Source organism: Sporosarcina sp. FSL K6-1508, assembly GCF_038007465.1.
GTDB classification, from domain to species: domain Bacteria; phylum Bacillota; class Bacilli; order Bacillales_A; family Planococcaceae; genus Sporosarcina; species Sporosarcina psychrophila_B.
In genome coordinates this window covers 583065-609735 of the sequence record NZ_JBBOXF010000001.1, presented here as the reverse complement: position 1 = coordinate 609735, position 26671 = coordinate 583065, and the positions used below count along the sequence as shown (strand labels likewise).

General features: G+C 40.9%; 31 protein-coding genes and 1 pseudogene. 20 read left to right on the top strand and 12 right to left on the bottom strand.

Annotated elements, in window-relative coordinates; translation table 11 throughout:
* The first annotated feature begins 93 nt into the window (after positions 1 to 93).
* Positions 94 to 429, top strand: coding sequence for a L,D-transpeptidase (locus MKZ11_RS02705; protein ID WP_340796897.1), 336 nt, complete (start codon positions 94 to 96; stop codon positions 427 to 429).
* Positions 430 to 508: 79 nt separating this feature from the next.
* Here MKZ11_RS02705 and tatA read toward each other — a convergent pair whose 3' ends face one another.
* On the bottom strand, positions 509 to 715 hold the full coding sequence (gene tatA / locus MKZ11_RS02700; protein WP_340792523.1) for a twin-arginine translocase TatA/TatE family subunit: 207 nt from the start codon (positions 713 to 715) through the stop codon (positions 509 to 511).
* 102 nt (positions 716 to 817) lie between these two features.
* Positions 818 to 1567 carry a twin-arginine translocase subunit TatC gene (gene tatC, locus MKZ11_RS02695; RefSeq protein WP_340792522.1) on the bottom strand — a complete coding sequence of 250 codons (750 nt, stop codon included), beginning with the start codon at positions 1565 to 1567 and terminating at the stop codon, positions 818 to 820.
* A 555-nt stretch (positions 1568 to 2122) separates the two neighbouring features.
* On the opposite strand from tatC, the pseudogene MKZ11_RS02690 reads away from it, so the two are divergent.
* The 6 genes and pseudogenes from MKZ11_RS02690 to MKZ11_RS02665 form a co-directional block, all read left to right on the top strand.
* Positions 2123 to 2818, top strand: a pseudogene (locus tag MKZ11_RS02690) (GMC oxidoreductase); the annotation flags it as partial.
* A gap of 303 nt (positions 2819 to 3121) precedes the next feature.
* A complete protein-coding gene (locus tag MKZ11_RS02685) occupies positions 3122 to 4090 on the top strand; it encodes an ABC transporter substrate-binding protein (RefSeq protein WP_340792521.1) in 969 nt (322 codons plus the stop codon).
* 1 nt (position 4091) lies between these two features.
* Positions 4092 to 5126 (top strand): FecCD family ABC transporter permease, encoded by a 1035-nt coding sequence (locus MKZ11_RS02680; protein ID WP_340792520.1) that lies wholly within the window; start codon positions 4092 to 4094, stop codon positions 5124 to 5126.
* Positions 5113 to 5898: an ABC transporter ATP-binding protein gene (locus MKZ11_RS02675; RefSeq protein ID WP_340792519.1), complete on the top strand. Its 786-nt coding sequence runs from the start codon at positions 5113 to 5115 to the stop codon at positions 5896 to 5898. The genes MKZ11_RS02680 and MKZ11_RS02675 overlap by 14 nt, the downstream gene beginning before the upstream one ends.
* Positions 5895 to 6308, top strand: a complete 414-nt coding sequence (locus MKZ11_RS02670) for an ankyrin repeat domain-containing protein (RefSeq protein ID WP_340792518.1) — start codon at positions 5895 to 5897, stop codon at positions 6306 to 6308. Before MKZ11_RS02675 ends, MKZ11_RS02670 begins: the two co-directional genes overlap by 4 nt.
* Positions 6305 to 6637, top strand: a complete 333-nt coding sequence (locus tag MKZ11_RS02665; RefSeq protein WP_340792517.1) for an antibiotic biosynthesis monooxygenase — start codon at positions 6305 to 6307, stop codon at positions 6635 to 6637. Before MKZ11_RS02670 ends, MKZ11_RS02665 begins: the two co-directional genes overlap by 4 nt.
* Before the next feature lie 161 nt (positions 6638 to 6798).
* On the opposite strand, the gene MKZ11_RS02660 is transcribed toward MKZ11_RS02665, so the two are convergent.
* The gene (locus MKZ11_RS02660; RefSeq protein ID WP_445326972.1) at positions 6799 to 8241 is read right to left on the bottom strand and encodes an MFS transporter; all 1443 of its coding nucleotides are present in this window, start codon (positions 8239 to 8241) and stop codon (positions 6799 to 6801) included.
* A gap of 346 nt (positions 8242 to 8587) precedes the next feature.
* Between MKZ11_RS02660 and fosB the strand changes: the two genes are divergently transcribed.
* From fosB to MKZ11_RS02640, 4 genes are read left to right on the top strand one after another with little or no spacing between them, the layout of a single operon-like run.
* Entirely contained in the window at positions 8588 to 9049 is a 462-nt protein-coding gene (fosB, locus tag MKZ11_RS02655) for a metallothiol transferase FosB (protein ID WP_340792516.1), read from the top strand.
* Positions 9021 to 9491 carry a GNAT family N-acetyltransferase gene (locus MKZ11_RS02650; RefSeq protein ID WP_340792515.1) on the top strand — a complete coding sequence of 157 codons (471 nt, stop codon included), beginning with the start codon at positions 9021 to 9023 and terminating at the stop codon, positions 9489 to 9491. Before fosB ends, MKZ11_RS02650 begins: the two co-directional genes overlap by 29 nt.
* Positions 9492 to 9493: 2 nt before the next feature.
* Entirely contained in the window at positions 9494 to 10057 is a 564-nt protein-coding gene (locus MKZ11_RS02645; protein WP_340792514.1) for a nucleotidyltransferase domain-containing protein, read from the top strand.
* Positions 10058 to 10073: 16 nt separating this feature from the next.
* On the top strand, positions 10074 to 10595 hold the full coding sequence (locus MKZ11_RS02640; protein ID WP_340792513.1) for a topology modulation protein: 522 nt from the start codon (positions 10074 to 10076) through the stop codon (positions 10593 to 10595).
* 27 nt (positions 10596 to 10622) lie between these two features.
* On the opposite strand, the gene MKZ11_RS02635 is transcribed toward MKZ11_RS02640, so the two are convergent.
* Entirely contained in the window at positions 10623 to 10955 is a 333-nt protein-coding gene (locus MKZ11_RS02635) for a winged helix-turn-helix transcriptional regulator (protein WP_340792512.1), read from the bottom strand.
* A 114-nt stretch (positions 10956 to 11069) separates the two neighbouring features.
* Between MKZ11_RS02635 and MKZ11_RS02630 the strand changes: the two genes are divergently transcribed.
* Both MKZ11_RS02630 and MKZ11_RS02625 read left to right on the top strand, forming a co-directional pair.
* Complete coding sequence (locus MKZ11_RS02630) at positions 11070 to 11915, top strand: VOC family protein (protein WP_340792511.1); 846 nt, start codon at positions 11070 to 11072, stop codon at positions 11913 to 11915.
* Positions 11916 to 12105: 190 nt separating this feature from the next.
* Positions 12106 to 13185 (top strand): AI-2E family transporter, encoded by a 1080-nt coding sequence (locus MKZ11_RS02625; RefSeq protein ID WP_340792510.1) that lies wholly within the window; start codon positions 12106 to 12108, stop codon positions 13183 to 13185.
* Positions 13186 to 13230: 45 nt separating this feature from the next.
* Here MKZ11_RS02625 and MKZ11_RS02620 read toward each other — a convergent pair whose 3' ends face one another.
* Entirely contained in the window at positions 13231 to 13560 is a 330-nt protein-coding gene (locus MKZ11_RS02620; protein ID WP_340792509.1) for a CHY zinc finger protein, read from the bottom strand.
* 80 nt (positions 13561 to 13640) lie between these two features.
* Here MKZ11_RS02620 and MKZ11_RS02615 point away from each other — a divergent pair, with 80 nt between their 5' ends.
* A complete protein-coding gene (locus MKZ11_RS02615) occupies positions 13641 to 13919 on the top strand; it encodes a hypothetical protein (RefSeq protein WP_340792508.1) in 279 nt (92 codons plus the stop codon).
* A gap of 27 nt (positions 13920 to 13946) precedes the next feature.
* Positions 13947 to 14792, top strand: a complete 846-nt coding sequence (locus MKZ11_RS02610; protein WP_340792507.1) for an MBL fold metallo-hydrolase — start codon at positions 13947 to 13949, stop codon at positions 14790 to 14792.
* A gap of 6 nt (positions 14793 to 14798) precedes the next feature.
* On the opposite strand, the gene MKZ11_RS02605 is transcribed toward MKZ11_RS02610, so the two are convergent.
* A complete protein-coding gene (locus tag MKZ11_RS02605; RefSeq protein ID WP_340792506.1) occupies positions 14799 to 15509 on the bottom strand; it encodes a hypothetical protein in 711 nt (236 codons plus the stop codon).
* Positions 15510 to 15613: 104 nt separating this feature from the next.
* Between MKZ11_RS02605 and MKZ11_RS02600 the strand changes: the two genes are divergently transcribed.
* Together MKZ11_RS02600 and MKZ11_RS02595 are read left to right on the top strand one after the other, a co-directional pair.
* The gene (locus MKZ11_RS02600; RefSeq protein WP_340792505.1) at positions 15614 to 16885 is read left to right on the top strand and encodes an acetyl-CoA hydrolase/transferase family protein; all 1272 of its coding nucleotides are present in this window, start codon (positions 15614 to 15616) and stop codon (positions 16883 to 16885) included.
* A 175-nt stretch (positions 16886 to 17060) separates the two neighbouring features.
* Positions 17061 to 17414 (top strand): rhodanese-like domain-containing protein, encoded by a 354-nt coding sequence (locus MKZ11_RS02595; RefSeq protein ID WP_340792504.1) that lies wholly within the window; start codon positions 17061 to 17063, stop codon positions 17412 to 17414.
* 71 nt (positions 17415 to 17485) lie between these two features.
* On the opposite strand, the gene istB is transcribed toward MKZ11_RS02595, so the two are convergent.
* Together istB and istA are read right to left on the bottom strand one after the other, a co-directional pair.
* On the bottom strand, positions 17486 to 18244 hold the full coding sequence (gene istB, locus MKZ11_RS02590; RefSeq protein ID WP_340792503.1) for an IS21-like element helper ATPase IstB: 759 nt from the start codon (positions 18242 to 18244) through the stop codon (positions 17486 to 17488).
* Positions 18241 to 19527: an IS21 family transposase gene (gene istA / locus MKZ11_RS02585; RefSeq protein WP_340792502.1), complete on the bottom strand. Its 1287-nt coding sequence runs from the start codon at positions 19525 to 19527 to the stop codon at positions 18241 to 18243. The genes istB and istA overlap by 4 nt, the downstream gene beginning before the upstream one ends.
* Before the next feature lie 320 nt (positions 19528 to 19847).
* Here istA and MKZ11_RS02580 point away from each other — a divergent pair, with 320 nt between their 5' ends.
* The 3 genes from MKZ11_RS02580 to MKZ11_RS02570 are packed head-to-tail and all read left to right on the top strand — an operon-like array spanning position 19848 to position 22490.
* Positions 19848 to 20576, top strand: coding sequence for an ABC transporter permease (locus tag MKZ11_RS02580; protein WP_445327023.1), 729 nt, complete (start codon positions 19848 to 19850; stop codon positions 20574 to 20576).
* A 4-nt stretch (positions 20577 to 20580) separates the two neighbouring features.
* A complete protein-coding gene (locus MKZ11_RS02575) occupies positions 20581 to 21369 on the top strand; it encodes an ABC transporter ATP-binding protein (protein WP_340792500.1) in 789 nt (262 codons plus the stop codon).
* A 14-nt stretch (positions 21370 to 21383) separates the two neighbouring features.
* Positions 21384 to 22490: an ABC transporter substrate-binding protein gene (locus tag MKZ11_RS02570; protein WP_340792499.1), complete on the top strand. Its 1107-nt coding sequence runs from the start codon at positions 21384 to 21386 to the stop codon at positions 22488 to 22490.
* Positions 22491 to 22523: 33 nt separating this feature from the next.
* Here the strand turns inward: MKZ11_RS02570 and MKZ11_RS02565 are convergent, their stop codons facing one another.
* From MKZ11_RS02565 to MKZ11_RS02550, 4 genes are all read right to left on the bottom strand, one after another.
* A complete protein-coding gene (locus MKZ11_RS02565; RefSeq protein ID WP_340792498.1) occupies positions 22524 to 23486 on the bottom strand; it encodes a DMT family transporter in 963 nt (320 codons plus the stop codon).
* A gap of 18 nt (positions 23487 to 23504) precedes the next feature.
* Complete coding sequence (gene pepT / locus MKZ11_RS02560) at positions 23505 to 24731, bottom strand: peptidase T (protein WP_340792497.1); 1227 nt, start codon at positions 24729 to 24731, stop codon at positions 23505 to 23507.
* A 38-nt stretch (positions 24732 to 24769) separates the two neighbouring features.
* Positions 24770 to 25432 (bottom strand): lysoplasmalogenase, encoded by a 663-nt coding sequence (locus tag MKZ11_RS02555; RefSeq protein ID WP_340792496.1) that lies wholly within the window; start codon positions 25430 to 25432, stop codon positions 24770 to 24772.
* Positions 25433 to 25730: 298 nt separating this feature from the next.
* Positions 25731 to 26654 (bottom strand): LysR substrate-binding domain-containing protein, encoded by a 924-nt coding sequence (locus MKZ11_RS02550; RefSeq protein WP_340792495.1) that lies wholly within the window; start codon positions 26652 to 26654, stop codon positions 25731 to 25733.
* Positions 26655 to 26671 lie beyond the last annotated feature (17 nt).

The following is a 26671-nucleotide window of genomic DNA, read 5'->3' as shown; positions in this document are numbered from 1 at the left end:
ATATTTGCACGAAATATAGTATTCAAGCCCTCCCCATCGGCATCTGTGCTCATAGAATAAATGAACGAGCATTTGTTGTAAGGGGGAGTTCTTATCAATCTTTGGATTGACATATCTACAGTGAAACACCGATTAAACCTTTACGATGGCCATCACTTAATTAAAAAATATCCGATTGCAGTAGGGAAGATGGTCACATCTACGCCCATGGGAACATATAAAATCATCAATAAACAAAGCAATCCTGGTGGTCCTTTTGGAGCATTTTGGATGGGGTTATCAAAACCTCATTATGGTATACACGGAACGAATAACCCCTCTTCAATAGGGAAAAGCGTGTCTCATGGATGTATCCGAATGCATAATGAAGACGTTCTAGAATTAGCGTCTATGGTCCCTGTTGGAACAACTGTTACGATTCATAAATAAAACGCAGTTTAATCGTTCAAAAAAAACGGCATTAAATACGATTAGAAATTGTATTTAATGCCGATTTTTTAGTTATCTATTAAATTTTCTTTTTCTCTGTTGATTCTTTATCATCTGATTTGAATTCATCTGTGACATCATCCATGATATCTTTTGTTGAATTTTTGAATTCCTTCAATGTTTGTCCAACCGCTTTACCTAATTGAGGCAATTTGGAAGGTCCGAAGACGATTAAAGCAATTACTAAAATTATAATTAAACCGGGTACCCCGATACTTGATGGCATGTTTTGTTCCTCCTTTAAATTGATGTATATTTATTTGAGAAATGTACATGTTTACAGTTGCGTATATCAGTATAGCATTTCTCGCAATAAGTATGCCGCGATTTACTCCTGCAGCGTCTTCTCACGTTTCACTTCATTTGCCCGCTTTCTTTTCAGTGACCAGCTTGATACAAGAATGCTGATTTCAAATAGCAGTAATAAAGGAATAATGATCAGAAAATCGGAAATGAAATCAGGCGGCGTTATTGAAACACCAACGACTACAAGTACGAAATAGGAGAGCTTTCTCATTTTCCTTAACTTTACCGGTGTTACAATACCTAATTTAGTTAAAAATAGGATGACGACCGGTAATTCGAAGACGATACCTACTGGAATGATTAAGTTAAACATAAACGTAAAATATTGTTTCATCCCATACGTTTCAACTGCACCAATCGATTCGTTGATATTTGACATGAAATTCAACATTAAGGGAAAGAGGAGAAAATAACTAAAACTGACCCCCGCTAAAAATAGGAAGAAAGAAACTGGTATAAAAGTGACTGTACCTTTTGATTCTTCACTGGACATTCCTGGCTTTACAAATAACCATATTTGGTACAATGCGATAGGTAAAGTAATAAGAATGGCCAACAGTAATGCGCATTTCAAATAAATCATTAAACCATCTGTATAGCCAAATACGTTCCACTCCACATGACGGGCTGTAGGCTGCATTTTGAGAAAAGTTAATATTTTAGGTGCAATACCAAAACCTACCGCCAAGGATACTATAAAAACCAAAGCTATAATAATGAGCCGCTTCCTCAGCTCCGTTAAATGTTCGACAAGAGTATATTCTTGTTCCATGCTGCTTATCACCCACTATCTTTCTATGATAGAAAGTAAATTCGAAAGGTATAAACTTTCTTATATCGTAAATAAAATAGCTTTAATTCAGACTAAATCGGAAAAGTATAGTAGAATAAGTAAGTTGAATTAACTACCCTACACATTATACACATCAAAAATGGTTTGTAAATAATAGGACACTTAATAAATTAAGAAGAGTAAATTCGGAAAATAGAAACTTTCTTGGATAAGAGGAAATTTATTTCTAATCCATATCAATGAAGAAAAAAAAGGAGTAGAATAAGGACGCGTTGATTTGAATCGCGAAATAACTATCCGCTATTAAATAGATTTACCAAATAACGGGATGTTCATTTACGGAATCGAAAAGAAAGGAGAATGAAGGTGTCACAGTATTACATTGAAGAGCTTAAAATAATGAGCCAGGTATTTTTACCGATTTTATTAATCGGGGGTTTGGCTACTTCTCTTATTATTTTTAATGATGGTTATCCATGGTACACATTCATCGGTGCAGCAATTGGCCTATCTATTATTATCATTTCATGGACATTCTTTGAAGACAAAGAATTCAATCTGTATGCAGGTGCAGGGGCGTTAGGCATGGAGATCCCTGAATTCGTTGGCGATAACTTTGACCATACGAATGAGAACTTTATTCATGGCGCAGGAATTCGTATGTTCCAATACGGTGCACGCCCAATTGCAAACAATGTTGTACCAAGCGGCACGCCAAATTGGGGACCGGAATTCAAGAAACAATCAATTAAATATGCAAACAGCTACTTGAAGGTCGCTTCACAAGGCGCAAGTATGCCGCATCAAAATAACTTCCTGGATCTTGACCCTGATTATAAAGATGCATACGGTATGCCATTGCTTCGTATGACGTATGATTACACAGAACAAGATCGCGAATTAGTGAAATACATGTCGAAAGTTACGCATTCGGTAGCAGAAGCAATGGGTGCTGACATTATTGATACAGCTGATGAACAAGGACCATTCAATGTAAACAAAGATACAAATACGCATAACACAGGCGGCGTAATTATGGGTGCTGACCGTGAAACCTCAGCAGTTAACTCATACTTGCAAATGTGGGATGCCGAGAACGTTTTTGTGGTGGGTGCTTCTGCATTCCCTCATAACAGTTCATTCAATCCAACTGGTACACTTGGCGCTCTATCATATAGAGCGGCAGAAGGAATTCAAACATTCCTAAAACAAGGCGGCTCACTCGCCTAATTGATTGGGTGACAGTCACCAAGACAATTCTAAAACAAACGCAACAAATGCAACAATTGCGGTTGTTTCAATAATTACTAAAACAGCCTTAAATCGATTATCGATTTAAGGCTGTTTTTAATTGCGTTCATAATTGTAGCGGTGACTGTCACCACTACAATTATGAACGTTTGATGGGTTAATTTAAGAGGAAATGCTTAGGTTGATTTTTTATTTTCAAAAAACTCATTGACAGTGAGAATCGTTATCAGTACAATGGGAACAACTGAGAATGATTATCATTATTAATTAGGAGTGTGGGAAATGAAGAAGGTATCAGTACTTTTATTATCTGTACTGCTGTTATTTGTTTTAGCAGCATGTGGTACGGAGAATGGTAAAGCAGCAGTGAAAGAAGAGGAACCAAAAGGTAAGGAGAAAAAAGAAGTGGTCACGTCAGCTATTGAAGTGACAGATGCATCGGGTGAAAATATTACGTTTGAAAGTGTTCCAGAATCAATTGCAGTTTTAAATTCAGGAGACTTAGATATTTTACTAGCATTAGGTGCTAATGTGACAGGCCGCCCAACGGCAAGTGGACCTGTTTCAAAAGAAATAGAAAGTATTACGGAAATCGGTAATCCACATCAGCCAAACTTTGAGAAATTAGCTGAAGTTCATCCGACTGTTTTAGCAGCGGCAATGAGTTTCAAGCAACATGCTGAAAATATAGAACGACAAGGAACGAAAGTTATTTACACTAAAGCAAATTCAATCGCTGATATTCAAGAAACAATTCGTCTATACGGACAGCTATTTCAAAAAGAAACAAAAGCTGAAAGTATGAATAAAACGATTACGGAAGAAGTAGAAAATAGCGAAAAAACCAATTCTGATCCAGTAAAAACACTATTGGTATATGGTGCGCCAGGTACGTATCTAGCGGCTCTTCCAAACTCTCTTACAGGAGATTTATTAGAAAAAGCGGGTGGAGAAAATATCGCATCCGATTTTCCACAAGAAGAGAATTACCCACAGTATGCGAGTTTAAGTGTTGAAAAAATTATCGAAAGAAATCCAGAAGTTGTGATGTTAATCACACATGGCGATCCAGAAGGGGTTAAAGCGGCATTTGAAACCGAAATGGAAAAGAATGCAGCATGGAAAAATCTTGATGCAATAAAAAACGGCAATGTATTTATTTTACCTTCACATTTATTTGGTTCAAACCCAGGTACGAAAGTTGTAGAAGCACTTGAGGTGATGAAGGAAAATCTAGCGGCGGTTAAATAAAATGGAAGCGGTAGAAGTTCAAGTATCTAAAAATACCCATCCACTTGCAAAAAAACGAACAATTGTAGTTGTCTCTTTTAGCATCCTTCTTGTACTTGCGTGTACGGCAAGTTTAATGATTGGACCTGTTTCATTTACGATCAGTGAAGTTTGGAGTGGAATTTTTCACTCAGATGATTCATTGGCTAGACGAATTATATGGGAATTACGTTTCCCGCGAGTTTTAATAGGCATGATTGTCGGAATGTGTCTTGCGGTATCTGGTGCTATTTTACAAGGCGTAATGAAAAATCCACTAGCTGATCCGGGGATTATAGGGGTGTCGTCTGGAGCGGGTCTTGCTGCAACGACTATTATGATAATTTTCCCGGCGTATATACTATTTTTACCTTTAGCAGCTTTTATAGGAGCCCTCATAACTGCGCTCATTATTTATGCTTTCTCTTGGAAAGGCGGCACTTCACCTGTACGTATTATTTTAGTTGGTGTAGCCATTAATGCTGTGATAGGTGCATTTATGAGTGCACTCATGCTGTTATATAGTGACCGTGTGCAATCAGTTCTTCCGTGGCTAGCGGGCGGTATTGGCGGTGTGGGGTGGATCCAATTTGAGATGATTATTTATTACGCGGTTGGAGCGCTTGTATTATCTTTGTTTGCAATTAGGCATATTCGTATTTTAAGACTTGGTGATGAAGTTGCAAAACTGCTTGGCCATAATGTTGAAAAAAGTCGATTTTTCCTAATTGTTCTTAGTACACTTCTTGCGGGAATTGCTGTGAGTGTTGCCGGTTTAATTGGCTTTGTTGGGCTTGTTGTGCCACATATATTAAGGATTATGATAGGTGGAGATTATCGCTATTTACTGCCTGCTTCCGCACTTGGCGGAGGGTTGCTCGTTGTATTGGCTGATACAGTTGCGAGGAGTGCTTTTAATCCAATCGAGTTACCAGTCGGGATTTTGTTGGCATTCTTAGGCGGCCCATTTTTCTTGTATATGATCCAGAGAAGGAGGGACTCATTTGCTTCTAACTAAAGATGTAGCATTCGAACATTCTCCTTCCTTTCAGTTACAAGCGATTGACCTACACATAAAGGAAGGTGAGATTGTCAGCTTAATAGGACCAAATGGATCTGGAAAATCCACATTGCTCCGGCTTGTTTCACGTCTTATTACTCCTAAAAGCGGTGAAGTCATCCTAGATGGACAAATGATTGGATCAATGAAAAGTCTGGATGTCGCAAAAAAACTTGCCATGCTACCACAAATGCAAGATCATCAACTCGATTTGACAGTAGGTGAACTCATCGAATTTGGAAGGTATCCACATCGGGGGGCTTATGGCAAGTTGACAAAAGAAGATGACGAAATTGTTCAATGGGCGATGGAAGTTACGAGATTAACTCGCTTTAAAAACCGGACGTTGCAATCACTTTCTGGTGGAGAAAGACAACGGGCATGGATTGCGCTGGCTGTTGCCCAGCGGCCAAAGATATTACTGTTGGATGAACCGACAACATTTCTTGATATATCACACCAATTAGAAGTGATGGAGCTTGTCGAAGAGTTAAATACAAAGTTTGGCATGACTGTTGTAATGGTCTTGCATGACATCAACCAGGCAGCACGTTATAGTGACCGCCTTGTCGTTTTAAAGGATGGGAAGATCCAGTACGATGGAATTCCGCAATGTGTGTTATGCAGGGAAATGTTTCAATCTATCTTTGAAATAGACGCGGATATCTATAAGGATAATGGTAAACCATTTTTCACTCCAATAAGGTTACGAAAGGAAGAATGTGTATGAGAAAAGAGCCACTAAGTGATGAGTTGGTAAGGGCATTTATTATTGCAGCACATGGAGATTTCGAAGAGGTAAAGAAATTAGTTGAGCAAGAGCCGGCGCTTCTTCATTCCAGTATGAACTGGGGAGGTGACGATTGGGAAAGTGGGCTTGGGGCCGCAGCCCATACAGGTAATCGTGCAATTGCGGAATGGTTACTAGAGCGTGGAGCACGCATGGACATCTTCACGGCAGCGATGCTTGGCGAACTAAGTATCGTCAAAGCAATTCTTGCTATTCAGCCAAATGTCATTGGGGCTCCAGGTCCGCACGGAATTTCACTGCTTCGCCATGCACAAATGGGCGGAGAGCCTGCGCTACCTGTATACGAGTATTTAGAGTCTTTAACACTAAGGGAGGAAGTTAAATTATGATGAAAGCAGTAAATACAATTCGTATAAAAAAAGGAAATGTAGATGAGGTACTTGTACGTTTTCAAACACCGAAATCTGTTCATACATTTGAGGGATTTGTATTGATGGAAGTGTTAAAAAAAGAAAACAGTCCTGAATATGATGAATTGAAAATATGCACTACATGGGAAGAAAGAAAGTTTTTTGATGCATGGTTGGGTAGCAGAGCATCTCAAAAAGCACATGATAAGAAAAGTGAACAAAATCCAGCGGATAATCCAATCATAAGTTCGCAACTAACTACATTTCAAGTAGCAATTCAGCACAAACCGGCTAAACAGGAAGTATGAAATTGTTTGGGTGACAGTCACCAAGACAATTCTAAAACAAACACGACAAACACGACAAACACGACAAACACGACAAACGCGATTGTTTCAACAATTAATAAACCAGCCTTAAATCGAAAATCGATTTAAGGCTGGTTTTGTCTGTATTAATATAAAAATTATCATATTCTACCGCTATTATTAACGGGACTTGCAAACTTTTTGTTTTGTTTGCCGACTGTTAGTTTTGTAGCATCTTGCTTTGCTTTAGGAACCAAGAACATAATCGCGATTAACGCAAGTACCGCGAAAATAACGTTTGTGATGATTCCGGCAGAGGCTGCCTTTTCAATATTGCCTGACATTGTCATTGTTCCATACACCGTGGCAGATATCGCGACCCCGAAAGAACTTCCAAGAGAACTTGCCATTTTATATATACCTGAAGCGGTCCCCACTTTATCTTCCGGCGCACTGGAAACAGCGGTGTCAGTGGAAGGAGTTGCATACATCCCGAGTCCGACACCGAACAGAATGAATCCTATAAAGACGACGATGATATAACTCGTGTCCGGTAAAAATGTCAAAGCCATTAACCCAATGCCGATTGTTGCCAAGATAGCACCTGCCATCATTGGCAATCTTGAGCCAGTTCTCTGTAATACTTTCTCACCAATACGGATCATGACGAGGACAGATACTAAATAACCGATGGATAACATCCCTGATTGAAACGCCGTGAATCCTCTTCCTACTTGCACGTATGTATTCGCTACAACAAGTGTTCCAGCTACCGCGTTCAATAAGAAGTTGGAGACAGTAGCACCTGTATACGGTTTATTTTTAAATAGATTAAAATCAATCAGTGCATGCAATTTGCCCATTTCAATTTTAATAAAGAACAGCGTACCGAGTAACGTAACGCCCATTAAACTTAACGTGAGTGGACTCGACCAACCAAAGTCCGCACCGCGTGTGATGACAACATTTAAGGCGATCATTGTTAAGACAAATACAACTAATCCAGTAAAGTCAAAACGGGAAGATCCTTGCTGTTCCACTCTACTTTCAGGTGTGTCTTTGAGTAAAATCATCGCAAGAATAGCGAAAACGATTGAAAAGACAAAGATCCATCTCCACCCCATATAGGTTGCAATGGCTCCGCCTGCGAAAGAACAAACACCTGAACCACCCCAAGAACCGATGGACCAATAGCTAAGTGCACGCTGTCTTTCGGCACCTTCGTAGTACGTTCTCATCAAGGCGATGGTTGCTGGCATAATACATGCTGCAGATAGCCCTTGGATGATACGCCCAATAATTAGGAGGGCGGCCCCGTTCGAAAATACGAGGAAGAGGGAGCCGACGATACTTAAAACGAGACCGAAATACGTCATTTTCTTCCGTCCGATTTTATCGGCAAGTCCACCCGCCGCTACGACAAAGATACCTGAGAATAATGCGGTTAAACTGATTGCGACATTGAGTACGCCCAATGAAATGCCTAAATCTGATTGGATTGCCGGAACGACATTGATCATGGATTGCGCAAAAAGCCAAAACGTTATAACACCGAATACAATTCCTGTAATCATTTTATTCGTACCTTGATAGCTTGTGGCCATGATCTTCCTCCTCCAAATAGAAAGCAACTGAGTGAAACTAAGCGTTCAGCCATTATTTATATATTTCACTACTTTAGCATAATGAAGCGGAGGGGTGAAGGTGAAAATGTGATTTTTAAATTAAAGTAAAATTCTTATTATTTTAATTAAATGGAAAAATATAGTTTTTTATTCGGCCGCTAAGAGGATTTAGGAACACTTATCTCGAATCCTTAATAGTTGGAAGAGAGAGGAATGGAGATGATTCCATGAACTATGTAAAAGAATTAAGAAAAATTGTCGGTAGTCGGCTCCTCATGTTGTCGGGCGATTTACTGGAACATTGAGAAGGTAGGGGGCGTGAAGGGTGGTAATCAAAGGGGTCAATCATTTTTTATTTTCAGTGACAGATTTGGACAAATCTATTGCGTTTTACGAGAATGTATTTGGAGGAAAGTTATTAGGGAAAGGACAGAAAACTGCATACTTAGATGTTAGTGGGATGTGGTTTGCACTGAATGTGGAAAGAGATATCCCACGCAACGAGATTAGAGAGTCGTATACACATATTGCATTTTCTGTTGATGAACACGGATTGAAAGAGATGGTCGAGAAATTAAACGCAATTGGTGCATTGATCCTTTCTGGTCGTGAACGAGACCCGCGTGATATGAAATCTATATACTTCGAGGACTTTGACGGGCATAAGTTTGAATTCCATTCGGGCACACTGCAAGATCGGCTTGATTACTATAAAGAAGCCAAAGTACATATGGACTTTTATACAAAGGAGAACAACAATGAAATTAACAGCAATAAGTATGAGTGAAGAATTTGCATATGAAATTCTAATTTGGAAATATGATCCGCCATATGACTTTTATAACAATGAGCATGATGCCGAGGCAGTCGAGGAATTGTTGGAAAATAACTATACAGTCGTTGTAGACCAAAACAGGGAGTTGATTGGTTTCTTTTGTGCTGGTTCTGCGGCTCAAGTCCCTTTAGGTGCAAATGTTGGAGCGTATAAGGAAGACATCATTGATATCGGGCTAGGCATGATGCCTACATTAACAGGCAAGGGAAATGGTTTCACATTCTTTTCATTCGTAATAGAGTCACTTTATAAAAAATATGGCGTTGTACCTGTTCGTCTTACTGTCGCCAAGTTTAATCAGAGAGCGATTCACCTGTATGAGCAGTTTGGATTTGTGAAGGAAAAGGAATTTACGACGGATTCAGCTGATTTTCAGACGATGAGGAAGGTGTGACGATGTTCAATACATGTATCAAAGTGAATGAATGGATGTCGGAATTCAACGAACAATGGGGAATTGCTGGCGGCTGGGCAATTGATTTATTCATAGGCAAACAAACGCGTCACCATTCGGATATAGAAGTGGCGCTATTTCGAGAAGATCAGCACAAACTGAAAAAGGCATTGTCGGATTGGTCTTTTGAAAAAGTGGTAAAGGGAGAATTGATTTCTTGGGGAGAAGAATGGTTGGAATTGCCGGTTCATGAGATTCACGGTGTACATAAACAGACTGGGGAGCGGTTGGAAGTATTGCTGAACGACACGAGAGATAGTGAGTGGGTTTTTAGGCGAGAATCATCGATTTCATTTCTGAAAAGCTCATTTTTTCTTAACTCAAATGAAGGGATTCCTTATTTGCATCCAGCGGTTGTCTTGTTATACAAAGCAAGGAATGCACGTAAGAAAGATCATACTGACTTTTTTGCAGCTAAAGATTTTTTGAAGATAGAGGACAAAAACTGGTTACGTCAGGCACTTCAAATGCACATTCCTGAACATACATGGATTCCTGAATTATGAAACAGGAAGTGACAGTATGAATAAAATTATGGTCATCGGGGTGTCTTCCGGCGCTGGCAAATCAACATTTGCCAGGCAATTAGGCGAAGTGACTGGAATCGAAGTGACGCATTTAGATCGTTTGTATTGGAAACCAAATTGGGTGGAAGCCTCACTAGAAGAGTTTTCAGCAGATCAACAACTAGTTGTCCAAAATGATCAATGGATTATTGAAGGTAATTATTCGGGTACATTCCCTATTCGAGAGCCGCATGCAGACACTGTTATTTACTTGGAACTCCCTCTCCGTGTCTGTTTGTATCGAGTGCTGAAAAGAAGGGTGCAATTCCACGGAAAAACAAGGGATGATGTCGGGGAAGGGTGTAAAGAGAAGATAGATAAGGCATTTTTGAAATTCATCGTGTCGACATATGGCGCACGGAAAAAGAAAATGACAGAGCGTATGCAGCGTTATGCACAGGAAGGAAAGACAGTACATTATTTGAAAACACCCACGCAGATTGAAGGGTTTTTAGGGACGTATAATAAGAACACATAAAGCCGATTGCAATAAATGCAATTGGCTTTATGTGTTCTTTGAAAAAGGTTCAGCTACAATCCATGTTTTTGACCAGTTTTCAATTTCTTTCATAATTGGTGTAAGAGACATCCCTTTTTCGGTTAAGGAATATTCGATTCGTACAGGCGTTTCAGGGTAAACATTACGAATGACAAAGTCCTGCTGTTCAAGGTCTTTTAATCGCTCTGTTAATGTTTTTCCACTGACGCCGAGTTTGTCGGTCATTGTGCAAAAACGCTGCGGACCTGCCATTAATTGATACAAAATAAGTGCAGTCCAGCGTTGGCTTAGGATAGACATAGCTTTTTCAAAACGCGGGCAAAGTTCAAATTCATGCATATGTTGTTGACTCCTTTCGCCGTAAAGTTCATGTGTTGACAATTGTCATTATAACATATAAAGTTAGTTACATAAAGTAAGTAACTTACCTAATTATCGATAGGAGGAATATACATGAATTTTCATAAAGCGCCACATATATATACAGGGGAAGTACATCTTAATGTTTTGGATTTAAATAGATCTGTTCAGTTCTATCAAGAAGTGATTGGTTTTAAAGTACTTAAGGAAGCTTCGAATAAAGTAGTGCTGACAGCGGACGGCAAGACACCATTGCTGATTATCGAACAACCGGGAAACGTCACGCCAAAAGAGCCGCAAAAATCTGGCTTGTATCATTTCGCGCTTTTATTGCCGAATAGAGCAGATTTAGGAGCAATCATTAAACATTTTATACAACAACATATACGGATTGGGGCATCGGATCATCTTGTGAGCGAGGCTCTCTATTTGTCAGACCCAGATGGCAATGGCATTGAAATATACACAGATCGTAGTCCTGACCTTTGGAGTTGGGATAATGGAAAAGTAGCAATGAGTACAGACCCACTCGACGGCGAAAGTATTATTGCTGAAAGTGCGGGGCAGAATTGGGATGGACTTCCTGCCGGGACGGTAATGGGCCATGTTCATTTGCATGTAGCCAACTTGTTGGAGGCAAAAACGTTCTACAATGCACTTGGTTTCGAAGTCGTGTCCAACTATCCGCAGGCATTGTTCATGTCGAATGGAAAATACCATCACCATATTGGCTTGAACACGTGGAATGGTGAAGGGGCTGCAAGACCTACTTCAGGTAGTGTCGGACTTCAATCATATACGCTCATTTATCCGGATGAGACAACGTTGAATGATGCCATTGGGGAATTGAAAGCGCTAGAAGTGGAGATAGAATTGAGCGGTAGCGGATTTGTGGTGGAAGATCCTTCTGGAAATCGAATTAATCTTCGAGCCGCGTAATTTATTTCATCGTCAACGTATAAAATTGGCATCGGTTTACGATTTTGCAATGCAGCTAAACTTAGCTAAATTTTTTGCGTTTTTTATTTACATCGGAAAACTTGAAACTTCCTTCGACGTCATGCGTATAACAACGTATACTTAAAACAGCGATATGTAAATATGTTGGACTGAAAAGGAAGTGGGATATGTGACGAAAAAGTTATGGTTTCAAGTGGGTGTCGGAATACTGCTTGCGATGCTCATTATTAAATACTTTATGGAGATAAAAGGGATCTTAGCACCGTTGGTCATCATAGCAAAAGCTATTTTTCTACCACTATTACTTGGTGGAGTTCTTTATTATATTACGGAGCCCATTCAACGATTTCTGGAAAAACGAAAAGTACCGCGGTGGGGAAGTATTCTCTCTATTTTTGCCATCCTTATCGCGGTAGTTTGGATATTCGTGGCGATTATCGGACCTCCGGTTACAAAGCAAATTAATAACTTGGTCGAGAATGCGCCTGCAATCGCTAAGGAAATTAATGTAATGCAAGATTCTTTGCTTCAACAAAAGAACAATTTACCGGAAAAACTTGAAGAATCCATTGACAGTGCCGCTAACTCGCTTCAAACCATTGCGGTCAATTTCGGAAAATGGGTTGTCCAATTTTTACAATCTTTCTTACAGGCGATGTTTTTACTAATACTTGTTCCGTTTTTCTTCATTTTTATGTTGAAAGATCACGAGAAATTTGCGCCGTTCATCTATAAATTCTTTTCCGGAACACGGCAAGAATGGATCAAAAAAACCTTACATGATATTGATACAGTACTCCGATCTTATATCCAAGGACAGCTATTAATCAGTTTTCTGTTAGCGGTATTGCTGTTCATCGGTTACTTGAGTATCGGTCTGGAATATGCTTTATTACTTGCGATTTTCGGGCTCTTCATGAATCTTATTCCATTTATCGGTCCTTGGATTTCGGCTGTACCTCCAATTATCATCGGTTTCATACAGGATCCGAAAACCGGTATTCTTGCTGCAATCGTCATGGTTGTCGCTCAGCAGATCGAAAGCAATCTCATTACACCGAATGTCATGGGGAAAACGTTGGATATTCATCCGCTTACCGTCATTACCGTCATATTGGCCGCGGGAAATATTGGAGGTTTTCTTGGAATCATCATTGCTGTTCCGACGTATGCAGTTGGGAAAGCAATTGTCAAAAATATTTACGCCCGGCGTAAAGAGATTAAAGAGGCGGCAACATCAACAGTATAGTCCGTTTATTGAAAGAAGCACACTCCTTAGTGGAATGTGCTTTTTTCATACTTGGAAATAAAGATGCCGATGTAAGTTGCACCCAGGATTAAACGCTGCGGAACATCCAGGGCATGCCGATTTACAGTTCAAATATTCCTTAATCGTCAGCTCATGACCGCACGCGCCGCATAATACTGCTTTTTCATCAAACATTTCTACGGGCCAGACATCAGGATTGCCGCAACCATCTTCTTCATGACATTCATAGCATGGGAAATAGGTGTTGCAACAATAGAACTTAATGGCAATCCGGTCGATATCGGAATGATAATGTGCACAGCGCGTTTCGTTGTCGATAATGTTGCCACGTACAATTTGTCCTTTTACTTTCATGACACATCTCCTTACATAATCATAATAAATGCATGAAAACTAATTAGCAGGGGTATTCTTTCACTAAAAGGATTGATCCTGTGCTAAATGAATTCCCTGTTATCCATACGAACATTTGGGATGCGATTTGGGCAATCCCTGTTATCGTACTCGTGGTACTGGTACTGAAAGGATTTTTCAATCTTCGTACAAGTTGGCTATCTACAGCGGCTACAGCAACCGGCTTACTTCTATCAATTTTCATCAGTCATCGCGGCAATTTATCAGCTGGTATTTTCATGGGTTTTTTTTATGGAGGTGCTGCAATCGGCTTAATTTATTCGACACGAAACTCTTTCAGGGCATACCGAGAAAAGTAAAAGTCTAAAAGGAAAGAAGGGAATTGAATGGATAATAGTTCATCGACAGAACGATTTCTGCCTGTTACATCAGTAAATAGTGGAGAAGGAGTTGAAATAACACCCGACCTATATTGCTTCACGATTCAAATTGTGAATGTCTGTTTTTACGGGAAAGCAGGGCGGGGGGCAGACTGGGTATTAATTGACGCTGGTATGCCAAAGTCTGCAACCGCCATTAAAGGAGCGGCGGTGGAACGTTTCGGGGAAAGTAATCCGCCGAAAGCGATCATTTTGACACATGCGCATTTCGATCATATTGGCGCGATAATCGATTTGTTGGAAGAATGGGATGTACCGGTCTATGCCCACCAACTTGAATTGCCATATTTAACAGGGGAAAAAGATTACCCGAAGCCGGACGGAACCGTTGAAGGCGGATTGGTTGCTAAAATGTCGCCATTGTTCCCCAATGAAGGAATCGATATTCGTCCTCACATACAAGAACTACCGTTAGATGGTTCGATTCCGATGATGCCGGGGTGGGAATGGATTCATACACCGGGCCATTCGGAAGGTCATGTATCGCTTTTTAGAAAACAGGATGGCGCACTCATTGCCGGCGATGCTTTTGTCACTGTGAAGCAAGAATCACTCTACCGTGTATTTACACAAGAGTTGGAAATGAATGGGCCACCGCGGTATTTGACAACCGATTGGAAAGCCGCAAAAACATCCGTGGAGAAACTTGCATCCTTAAAACCGAAAATGGCAATTACCGGCCATGGCATCCCGGCGGAGGGCAGTTGGCTTACAGAAAACCTGGATATGCTTGCACGTGAGTTTGATAAACGTGCAGTACCAACGCATGGGAAATATGTGGAAGAAGAGTGAAAAAAATTATTTCAACGGGCAAAATCCACATTGCATAAGACCTGGGACGTCTTTGGAAAAGCAGCAAGTTGTCCGGACTTCAGTGTTCAAAAGTGCGGAAGGTTCGCATCCTCTTAGATAGGTCGCAAATAAAGAACGCGGGGCGATGCTCTTCCAAAGTGCATCGTCTTTCAACAAGTCAAAATCAACCCGTGCTTCTGTCGAAGTAGCCGGATTTTCAAGCAATACATGGTATTGCCATAGAAGAAATCCGAAAATGTTTTCCCATAACGTTAAAGGGGAAACAGATGTGACGGTGCGAATCTGCCTGATGACTGCATCGCACTGGTCTTTTAGAATGTATCTGATGATTTCCTGACGTTCATCATCTTCTACATATCGCCAATCATCCATGTTGGCAAACGTACTGACGGCCAAGTTGCCGTATTCTTTTTTTGCACCGAATAAAAGTCGTTTGTTGTCCCCCTCCCATACTTCGCCGTACGTAGCCAAGTTATAAAACTGCATTGCAATAAACATACCAAAACGACGCATAAAATAAGAAGCAGCAATTGTTCGATTGGGACTGCCGCTTACTGCTTGAATACTATTTAGGACATCTTCGGTCTTTCCGCGGTCGAACAGTGTTTCCAATGTGAATAATGTACGCTCTGGTTGTTCAACATAAATACTATACATATTCAGTTGTCTGAGCTGGTCCATAGTTAAGTTTGTCATATAGCTATTATATCGTTCTTACTAGTCAACCATCAAGTTGAGCGAGCGCTCAGTCTGCTGTATACTAAGTAAATAGGCGAACTTTTATAGGAGTGGAAATCAACGTGGAGAAACGATTGAATATAGAGGATATCATTGGTTTGATTGAAAAAGAGGCAGATATTATCATTCCGATTGCTAATGGGGAGCCCCACTATCTTCTAGATATATTGGAAGTGAATCATACAAAATTACATGAGGTTAAAATTCATCAAATGCTGGCTCTTCGGGAGCGGGATTATATAACTGGTAAAATGAAAGGTCATCTTTCACATATTTCATATTTTTTAAGCGGTGCGACACGAAAAGCGTACCAAGAGGGCAAAATAGAATTAGTGCCAAACGTTTTCCATGAAGTGCCGCGCATGTTGCAGGAAATTACGAACCTGTCGCTAATCATGTCAGTTGCGTCTCCAATGGATGAACACGGTTATTTCTCTTTAGGGACACAGGCAGACTATGTTTCTGAGTTCATTGGTCATGTTCCGTTTGTTTTGGAAGTGAATAAGCATATGCCGCGCACATATGGTGGAAATCAGATTCACATTAGTCAAATTGCCGGTTATGTTGAAAATGATAAACCATTATCTGAAGAAAAGTCTCCTTTAATTGGAGAAAAAGATCTTCAAATTGCTGAATTTGTAACGAATCGCATTGAAAACGGTGATTCACTTCAAATCGGCATTGGTGCGATTCCGAATGCGGTTATGGGAATGTTGAAAGACCATCGTCATCTCGGTATCCACACTGAAATGCTGACAGATGGCATCGTTGACCTTGTAAAAGCGGGAGCGGTCGATGGTACAAAGAAGTTCACACATAAAGGGAAGATTGTGGCAACATTTGCATTTGGATCACAGCGTTTGTACGACTTCATCCATGAAAATCCTGCGGTTGAATTTTTACCGGTAAGTATGGTGAACGATCCGCGTGAAATTGCGAAAGAAGAAAGAATTGTTTCCATTAATGCGACGACGGAAGTAGACCTGTATGGACAATGTGCTTCTGAAACGGTTGGTGGCCGTTATTATTCATCGACGGGCGGGCAAGCCGATTTTGCCCGCGGTGCACGTTTTGCAAAGCATGGCAAAGGGTTTATCTGTATGCATTCTACAGTAAAGAACGACACTATTTCACGCATAAAATTGCAGTTGACGCCGGGTTCTGTCGTAACAACATCGAAAAATGACGTTGATAATATTGTTACAGAGTACGGAATTGCGAGTTTGTACGGGAAATCGCTAGCTGAGCGAGCAAATGCACTCATCGGTATTGCTCATCCGGCATTCCGGGAAGAATTATTGTATGATGCCAAGAGAAATGGCATAATTTATTAAAATATCGGCAGCGTCCTTTGCATAGGGCGCTGTTTTTTATACTTAGATAATAGTTAACCCGTCTGCAGAGCAAAGTACGCCTCAACATTTTTATTTTTCTTAAAAACATATTCATTGTCTCAATATACCCGTGGTGGTATATTGGGATTGGAGATAAACTAGGAGGTGGATTAGTATGGAATGGATTTTTATTTTACTAATCGTTGGATTTCTGGTTTGGCGAATGATGCCGGCTAAAGGAGTTCGATCTATTTCAACAGAAGACTTAAAAGAAATGCTGAACAATAAAGCGATACAGTTCATCGATGTTCGAACACCCAATGAATTTAAAGGGCGCCATATCAAGGAGTTTAAAAACATCCCGTTGAACATCTTGAAGCCGCAGTTGGAAAGCTTGGACAAATCGAAAGAAACTGTAGTAATTTGTCAAAGCGGCATGCGGAGTTCACAAGCAGCTAAAATTTTGAAGAATGCCGGTTTTATGAACGTTTTGAACGTAGCAGGCGGTATGAGTGCTTGGCGAGGTTAAATAGAATCGGACATTATCTACAAATGTCAACCAATCTATGTACAAAAACGCTCACTTAATGATGTACAAAATCACTCACCTTCTGGAGCTAGATGATCTTTCAAACGATAAGAATTTCCAACGATGGTAACCACCGTTGCGTGATGTAAAATACGATCTAATATCGCATTTGCTAACTTGGTTTCCTGAAATACCTCGTCCCAGGATTTGAAGTTAACATTAGTAGTAAAGATTGTGCTACGTTTTTCATAACGCATATCTATCAGCTGGAAGAATAGTTTTGCATCCTCCGCATCAATCGGTAAATAGCCTATCTCATCGATTATGAGTAACTTATACTTTGTGTAGTGTTTCAAGCGGCTTTCTAAACGGTTTTCTAAGCGGGCCCGCTTCAGGTTCTGAATCAAGTCATGACATTTAATAAAGTAAGTGCTAGTACGTTTTTTAGCGGCTGCGATGCCAATCGCTGAAGCCAAAAATGTTTTTCCGACTCCACTAGGTCCCAGAAATACGATGTTTTCGTTCCCTTCAATAAAACGTAGCGTAAGAAAATCTTGAATTTGCTGTGGATTTAGCGAGGGTTGGAATTCAAAATCAAAATCCTTTACCTCTTTTAAATTTGGAAATGCACCCACTTTTACCATCGCGTGAACCATGTTTTTTTCACGTAAATCGATTTCATAGTTTGTCAGTTTAATTAATGTATCGATAAATGACAGCTGATTGTGGATACCGAAGTCGATGACTTCGTCTAAATACGTTACCATTTGTTTCAGTTTCAAATACTCCAAGTTCTTCAGAAGCTGTTGATAATTTGTTTGCTGCATCATGCGTCATACACCTCTCCAATGGCTTTTAGATTGTTTTTAGCTAAAGCCTCAATGTCTGGATAATGGGGAGCTGATATTTGCAGCGTTTCTTTATAATCTGAAGGACGAATATTTAATTTCCGATTCGATATAGGGTGGCGCGCAATGCACTCCATGTTATAATAAATCCATAATTGATCATCTAGTACTTGTATCCCTACCTTTTGGCCGATGTACTTAGTGGGCACTGAATACTGGTTGGCTTTGTAGGAGATCATACTTGATGTATTCACCTGTACAAGCTGATGCTTGATACGGTAAGAGTTCCTTATTTTTTCTGCTGGTAGCGGAAGAAGGGAACTCTTTTCTTTTTCTAACGCAAATGCTGGGATTTTCCCTGAACCTTGATGAAAGGATTGATTGACTCGATTCATCAACTTTTCAATGAATTGATAGAGTTCGTTCAAGGTCAGCTGACCTTGATAGGCATGAATTTCATCTATAAATTTCATTTGAGTTTCTACTTTCCCTTTCGTACGGGGACGACCTGCAATACACGGCCTAACCTTGAAATCAAAGTCCTTCGCAAAAGCAGCGAACCGGCTATTTACTTTCCCTGGATTATCTTCTCTTCGTGGCACATCCATAATCGTTTTTGGATTATCAGTTACGATTTCCTTCGGAACACCTCCTATTTTTTCAAATGCCTCCGTCAAAAAGGAGAATAAAACATCTTGTGTTTTTCGTAATGTAAGAGTGAATACGCGGAAACGTGAATACCCTAACACAAGCGCTCCTACATTTACCTCTATTTTTTCTCCATCACTTGTTTCGAATGGAATACTTTCTTTCCAATCGAATTGTGCTTGTTGGCCAGGCGGTGTTTCAAATCTTGTCGTCCCTTTAGGTGAAGGCACGCGCACCTGCTCTGTGAAATAGGCAGCGAACTCTGGCTTTTTTGAAATATAACGACGAAAAGTAGATTGAGCACATTTTAACCCATGATTGTCCGTTAGGTATTGCCAAAGTACGCGTCGGTAATAAAAGACTTGCTTCGAGTCCTCAGATAAAAGTGCTGCAATTATTTCGTAGTATTCATCTAAAATCGCTATTTTCTCTTTTGTTTCTTTTGGTGTAAATCCACTTAGGTATTTATCAACCGTCCGCCGATCTATACCCATTTCCCTTGCCAATTGGCTTTTGTTAATTTTCATTTTTAGATTCTCCATTAACTGTTTGAATTTTGTTAAGTCTGAAAGACTATTGATTTCAAAATCCGTTTGAACATCTAGCGTTATGTACATACCAATCACCTCATGATTAGTATGCTAGAAAATGAGGCAAAAGTGTACATTTTTAAGTTAGCGCATTTGTACATAAATATCGTAGCATTTATAATTATCCATGGAGAAATATGGGGCCATGGATTTTTTTGTGTAAAAAAAGGGGTGAAATTCCCCTGTATATCAGCATATGCCCAACACACTTTATTAGGCTGATACATACTATTTGAATGAAGAGGTGGTGGACGTTGAAGAGAGATGATAAGGCTGTCCGATACGATCCGTTTGAAATCGAACAGCGTGAATGGAAACAAAGGCAAACGAAAGAACGGCTAAAACAGATGTTGACGATTGCCTCGCCCGTGTTTCTTCTACTAATGTGGGAATTCTTGTCGAGGACGGGAATGATTGATATTCGTTTCTTCCCACCTCCCTCTGCAATTGTGAGCACGTTTTTTGAGATGATTTCGAGTGGTGAAATGGCAAGTCATATCGGCGTATCATTGTATAGGATTTTCGCCGGATTTTTATTAGGCGTCATTCCTGGCATTGTCATTGGTTTGCTTATGGGGCTTTACTCACCCATCCGGCATTTCGTTTCGCCAATTGTGATGGCGCTCATGCCGATTCCTACCCTTGCTTTGCTTCCAATCATTATTATTCTTTTCGGAATCGGGGATTTATCGAAAGTTGTTACGATTGCGGGGAGCGTTTTTTTCCCTGTTGTTATTAATACGGCTGCGGGTGTTATTAATATCGACTCAATCTATTTAGATGTAGCAAAAAATTATGGTGCGGGAAAATTGAATTTCTTTATGAAAATCGCTTTGCCGGGCGCAATGCCTGTCATGTTGGAAGGAATTCAGATGGGGCAGGCGATTGCACTTCTAACGATTGTAGCGGCGGAAATGATGGGGGCTACATCTGGTATCGGCTATTTAATTTGGGTTTCGTACAAAGCGTTTTTACTTCAGGAAATGTACGTAGGGCTTATTCTCATTTCATTTTTCGGTTATCTGTTCTCGTTGCTGCTCCGAGGAATCCAGAAAAAGATGTTACCGTGGAGGTGAGCAGATGAGCAGGAAAGCTAAAATTATCATTCGTAGTCTGACGAAGGCGTTTTATAAAAAACAAGGCAGCGTCACAGCACTTGACGACATTAACCTCACAATCGAGGACGGGGAATTCGTCTGTATTGTTGGACCAAGCGGGTGTGGCAAGTCAACGTTGCTACGTATATTGGCAGGATTAGAGAATCCAAGTATCGGTGAATTTACGATTGCAACGGATGGAGAAAATAGGCCGTTGCAGTCGATGGTGTTCCAAGAAAGGGGCATCATTCCATGGCTTACTGTCGAAAAGAATGTAGCGTTCGGCCTTGAAATGCGCCATTTACCGAAAAAGCTTATAAAAGAGCGGACAGCGTATTATTTGAAGAAGACCGGACTTGAAAAATTTTCATCCCTTTATCCGAAGGAGCTGTCGGGGGGGATGAAACAAAGAGTGAGCATTGCACGGGCATTTGCCAATGATCCTGAAATTCTATTGATGGATGAACCGTTTGCAGCGCTCGATGAACAAAATAAATTCATCTTACAAGAAGAGTTGTTATCTATTTGGTCAGAAACCGGGAAGACAATTCTATTCATTACCCACAGTATCGACGAAGCATTGTTATTGAGCGATCGAATCCTTCTTATGAGCTCACAGCCAGGCAAAATCATACAGGAAATCAAAGTCGACATGCCACGTCCACGAAAAATAGAAGATATACGTGAAAATCCAATTATGGCTGGACAGTTTGTGGAAATATGGAAACACCTGCAAGAAGAAGTACAGCGCTCAAGGCGAGAAGATGAGTGAAAAGGAGAGATTCCATGGGGAAATGGATGAAAAGCGGGTGGTTAATGTCATTATTCGCGTTGGCACTGCTCATTGGTGCCTGTTCTCCAAAAGAGACAGCGAAACCTGTACCTGAGGATAAAATGCCTGAAGAAACGGCCAAGGATAATCCATCCGGCGATTTGGCTCCGCTCGAAAAAAGAGCAAAAGTCATCGTAGCAGAAGATGGAGCGGCATCTGGTGCAGGCTTCTATATTGCAAAAGAGAGAGGATACTTTGAAGACTACAATATCGAAGTGGAATTTGCTCAGTTCGCAAACAGCGATGATATGCTGCCGGCATTAGCGGCCGGAGAAGTGGATATCGCAGGAGGCGTTTCAACTGCCTCTTTCTTTAACGCGATTGCCCAAGGAATTGACGTGAAAATTATTGCGGATAAAGGACATAACGTGCCAGGGAAGTCGTATTTCACTCTCGTCATAGGTAATCATATGGTTGACGTCATAAAAGAATATAAAGATTTAAAAGGGAAGAAAATTGCTGTTTCCTCCCTTAACTCAATCGATTGGTATATCTACAAAGAAATGCTTATCCACGCGGGGTTAACTGAAGATGACGTCGAGTTTGTCCTTATGGGTGACTTTGGAAGTATGCTCGGTGCAATTAGCAGCGGAACAATCGATGCAGCCATTAATATTGAACCAATTATCGCACAAGGCGTTGAAAAAGAGTTCCACGTCAGATTTGGCGATGCGACCGATTATGCGCCAGAATCCCAAATCGCATTAGTTCTAGGATCGCCAGACTTCATGAGTAAAGAAGAGGACGTTTCATTACGATTCATGGCCGCTTATTTGAAAGGTGTCCGCGATTACAACGATGCATTCATTAAAGATGAAGGAAAAGGTGAAATTATCGACATTATGACAAAGCATACAGCATTGAAAGATCCAGCTTTATGGGAAAAAGTGAATGTTACGGGGCTTGATCCTGATGGCAAGATGTTTATCGACGACATTAAAAAGCAATATGATGCTTATAAAGAAAACGGTGCTATCCGCGGAGAAATCGATTTTGATAAAGCGATAGATACCTCGATAACGGAAAAAGCGGTCGAGACAATTGGGGAATATATTCGGTGATAAAATTGCAACTACAAAAAATTGCCCCACACCTTAGTCGGTAGTGGGCAATTTTCTTTTCACGAGTGCTGTTTGAAAACTATGCAACGCCATCCCGGCAATAATGACTGCAATTCCGATTAGCGATAATGCACTAGGAAGTGCAATGCTGAGGATCATCATTTCTCCTAGCATAACAAAAATGAGTTGAGTGGATTGTGTTGCCTCCACAGCTGCAAGTTTTCCTTGGTCTCCCCGTACACGGTCGGTTGCCATGAAGAATAAGGTCGTAGCAATGACACCCGAACTGACGCCGACGATAAACGATTGACCGAGTTGGCTCATAGAAGGGGGACCGACCGTCCATAACGCATAGACGACAAAACCAATCCAGACTGGAATTGTCATAAGTGTCATGCCAAGTACGCGCTGAAACGTGTCGAGTCTGCCGCCGAGAAGCTCCATCATCTTCCGGTTGCCGAGCGGATAAGCGAACGCCGCTACAACAACAGGAATGATTCCGAGCATCAGCGTACGGAGTTCCACGCTTTGTGCATGCGGAATTTGGATTAACACGACACCAGCAAAAATGATAAGTGTAATGCCAAGTGATACTAGCGGGATTTTTTGCCGGACCGTTTTTTCACCATCCTTTGTATTTACAATAAGGGTGAAAAGTGGAGCGAGTAAAACACCTGCAACAATCGTTAATTGCCACGTACCGGCGAGAAGCCACCCAGGACTGTAAGCTGCTGCGTATGTAAGTGGGGCGTAGAATAACACAAAAGCAGTTACGCTCCAAATGAAAAATGGAGCGGGTTTCCGAATGAATTCCCTCTTCACATCACCAAGTCCTTTTCGGTAAGCAACGATAGCGATTAAAAAAGGCACCATAAATAGATAACGCAGGGAAGCGCTCCAAAGCCAGCTCCCCCCCGACAATTCCATCGATCTGTTTAAGATGAATGTCACCGCGAAAAAAATGGAAGAAAGGATACCAATCCAAATTTCCTTCATAAGTTATCCCCCTCTTACTTAAGAGCGTTCTTCAAAAAGCTTCACGGCTTCAATGATAACCTTTGTTGCTTTTTCCATATTATCGACCGAAATATATTCGTATTTTCCGTGATAGTTTTCTCCGCCCGTAAAAATATTAGGGGTTGGCATGCCCATGTATGACAATTGCGATCCATCTGTGCCGCCGCGCACGGGTACAATATTCGGCTCGATATTGAGATTTTTGAACGCGTCAGACATAATATCGACAATCTCCATGACCGGTTCAATTTTTTCACCCATATTGAAGTATTGGTCTTCAATTTCGAGTACAACTGCGTTTTCTCCATAGTTCTTTTTCAATTGGTCAGCTGTTTCAATCATCAGTTGTTTTCTCGCTTCGAAAGTTTCTCGGTCAAAATAACGAATGATATAGCCGAGCGTTGTTTCTTCAGTGGATCCGTTGAATTGCATTAAATGGACAAACCCTTCATAGCCATCCGTTTTTTCAGGAATTTCATTCGCAGGCATTGCGGCTTGGAATTGATTGGCGAGTAAAATTGAATTGACCATTTTATCCTTAGCAGAACCTGGGTGGACGCTTACGCCTCGCAATGTAACGGAAGCGCTTGCTGCATTGAAACTTTCATATTGGAGCTCCCCAAGTGGTCCGCCATCCATTGTATACGCATACTTTGCACCAAACTTTTCGACATCAAATTTATGCGGTCCACGTCCGATTTCTTCGTCCGGTGTGAAGGCGATACGCAGTTTGCCGTGTTTAAGATTCGGATTCGTAATTAAGTATTCCAGCGCTGTAACAATTTCAGCAATCCCTGCTTTATCGTCCGCGCCAAGAAGTGTTGTTCCATCCGTCGTAATGAGGGTGTGGCCGACATAGTTTTTTAGTTCAGGAAAAGCGTTTACGGTCATGACTGTGCTACCGTTCAGTTGTATATCTTTGCCGTCGTAGTTATCGATTCGCTGTGGATTGACGTTTTTCCCAGTGTAATCGGTCGCGGTATCAACATGTGCAAGGAAACCGATGATAGGTACATCATGATCTGTATTGGCCGGAAGTGTTGCAAACAAATAGCCGTTATTGTCTAGTGTAATGTCTTCCATTCCAATATCCATAAGTTCTTTTTGTAATTCATGTAACAGATCCCATTGGCCAGCTGTTGTCGGTGTGGACGAACTTCCCCCATCTGATTGTGTATCAATTTTTGCATAGCGTATAAGGCGCTCAATTAATTTTTCTTTCATATCCCAAAATTCCCCCTAATAATAAAGTACTGATTCCCTTATCTTATCAGATTATTACGGTTTACGGAATACTTTACTACACGGCTTCCGATACTGGCTGCAATGAAGACTTGCGCCGCATAATAGGTGACCATAACGAATGCATCACGGTATGGGAGGGCGTAAACGAACCGATCAATTGCAAGAACGGAATCTGAGAAAATGAACAACAGTGCCCCAATAATTGCAAGTTTCAATCGAGTACGAATCGCCATCCAGCCCATCGTTAAAATAACGCCTATATAGGCGATAATGGCAATACCGAGCACGGTTTGTCCTGCAGAAAATTGTGAACCAGCTACCCAAATAGCCATGCCTGCGCCGTAAAGGAGAAGAGGAGCAGCTACCCATATTGGCACGGACTTCCTTCCGGCATGATGGAAAGCGAAGATATAAAAAACATGCCCAATGAAAAAAGTGATAAGTCCAGGTAAGAACCAATAGAGAACACCGTCTGCACTCATGCAAACGAATAGTCCAGCGATAATGATGCGTTTGTATGTACGAGAAAATAGAGATCTTGCCGTTACTGCAAACAGGATAATAAGCGCCATCGGAATCAGTTTCATTAAAATTTTGAAGCCGACAGGATCAGCAGGGATAAAGAAAATATAAACAATTCCCATCAAGATAATTGCAGCAAGCAGCAGATTTCGAAACATAAGGACAACCCCCTTTCCTACTACTTTTCGGGAAAGGGGAGGAGAAACCCTTTTTGGGCATACTGTTTTAGAGAGCGGCTGTAGTGGTTTACTTATTTTTCAAAAGAAAAATATAGTTTTTTAACCTGGAGCAGTATTCAGCTCCACCGTCTCTCCCAAGGCGCTGGAGCTTTTCTTATTGTCTAGCTCCAGCGCCTAGAGGCTCGGGTCATAAGTCAGTCTGGTTATGCAGCCAAGAACGCTGCATTGCCAGCCTTTCTTATGCCTGTCGCCTCTCCCAAGGCCACTGGAGCTTTTCTTATTCAGATTGAAGCTCTTTCAAAAAAACTGTAACATGTTTTTTTTCAGCCATCAGCGGCGAGCACAAAGTTGAGAAAGTTCGTTTTTTTGGGAGCGTATGAACCTTTAATTGTACAAGCTGCCCGCTGTCAAGTTCAGCTTTCACAGTATGAACGGAAACGGCTGCGATACCTAGCTCACATAGAACTGCTTTTTTTACACCTTCATTTGAACCAATAACAGTTTTCGAGGGTTTGATATGGCCAATTGATTGAAGTAAATAATCCGTATATTCTCGTGTACCAGAACCAACTTCTCGCATGACCCAGTGAGAAGTTTGAAGGTCGGTTCCTTTAAAGGGGTGAATACTTGCTAATGGATGTCCGCTTGCCGCGACTAAGATAAGTTCATCTTCCATGAATGGTTGGATGATGAGACCTTTCGCTTGTACACTCCCTTCGATACAACCGATATCTGCCCTGAATTCGCGAACGGCAACTTCCACGTCTTCGGTATTGACAATTGCAACTTCTACATGTAAATCAGGATACTTACGATGGAGCTTCGTAAGTATTTCGGGCAATACAGATTCTCCGATTGTGTAACTTGCAGCGATTCGGAGACTGCCGCTTACCTTCTTATGTTGCCATAGTATCTCTTCTTTCGTTTGTTCTGATAGATGAAGCAATTGTATCGCGCGTTCATATAAAAACTCTCCGGCAGGTGTAATGTGAAATGTTTTATTCGCACGAATTAGCAGGGAGGCTTGCAGTTCTTCTTCTAAATGTTTGATATGGAGACTAACAGTTGGCTGAGATATATGTAGCGATTCGCCGGCCTTAGTAAAATTCTTTTTTTCAATTACAGCGACAAATGTTTTTAGTTCTTCTAGGAGCATGGTCGTATCCTCCGATCGATTAGTAATGCTAATCAATTTTATCATATATCCTCATTTTACTG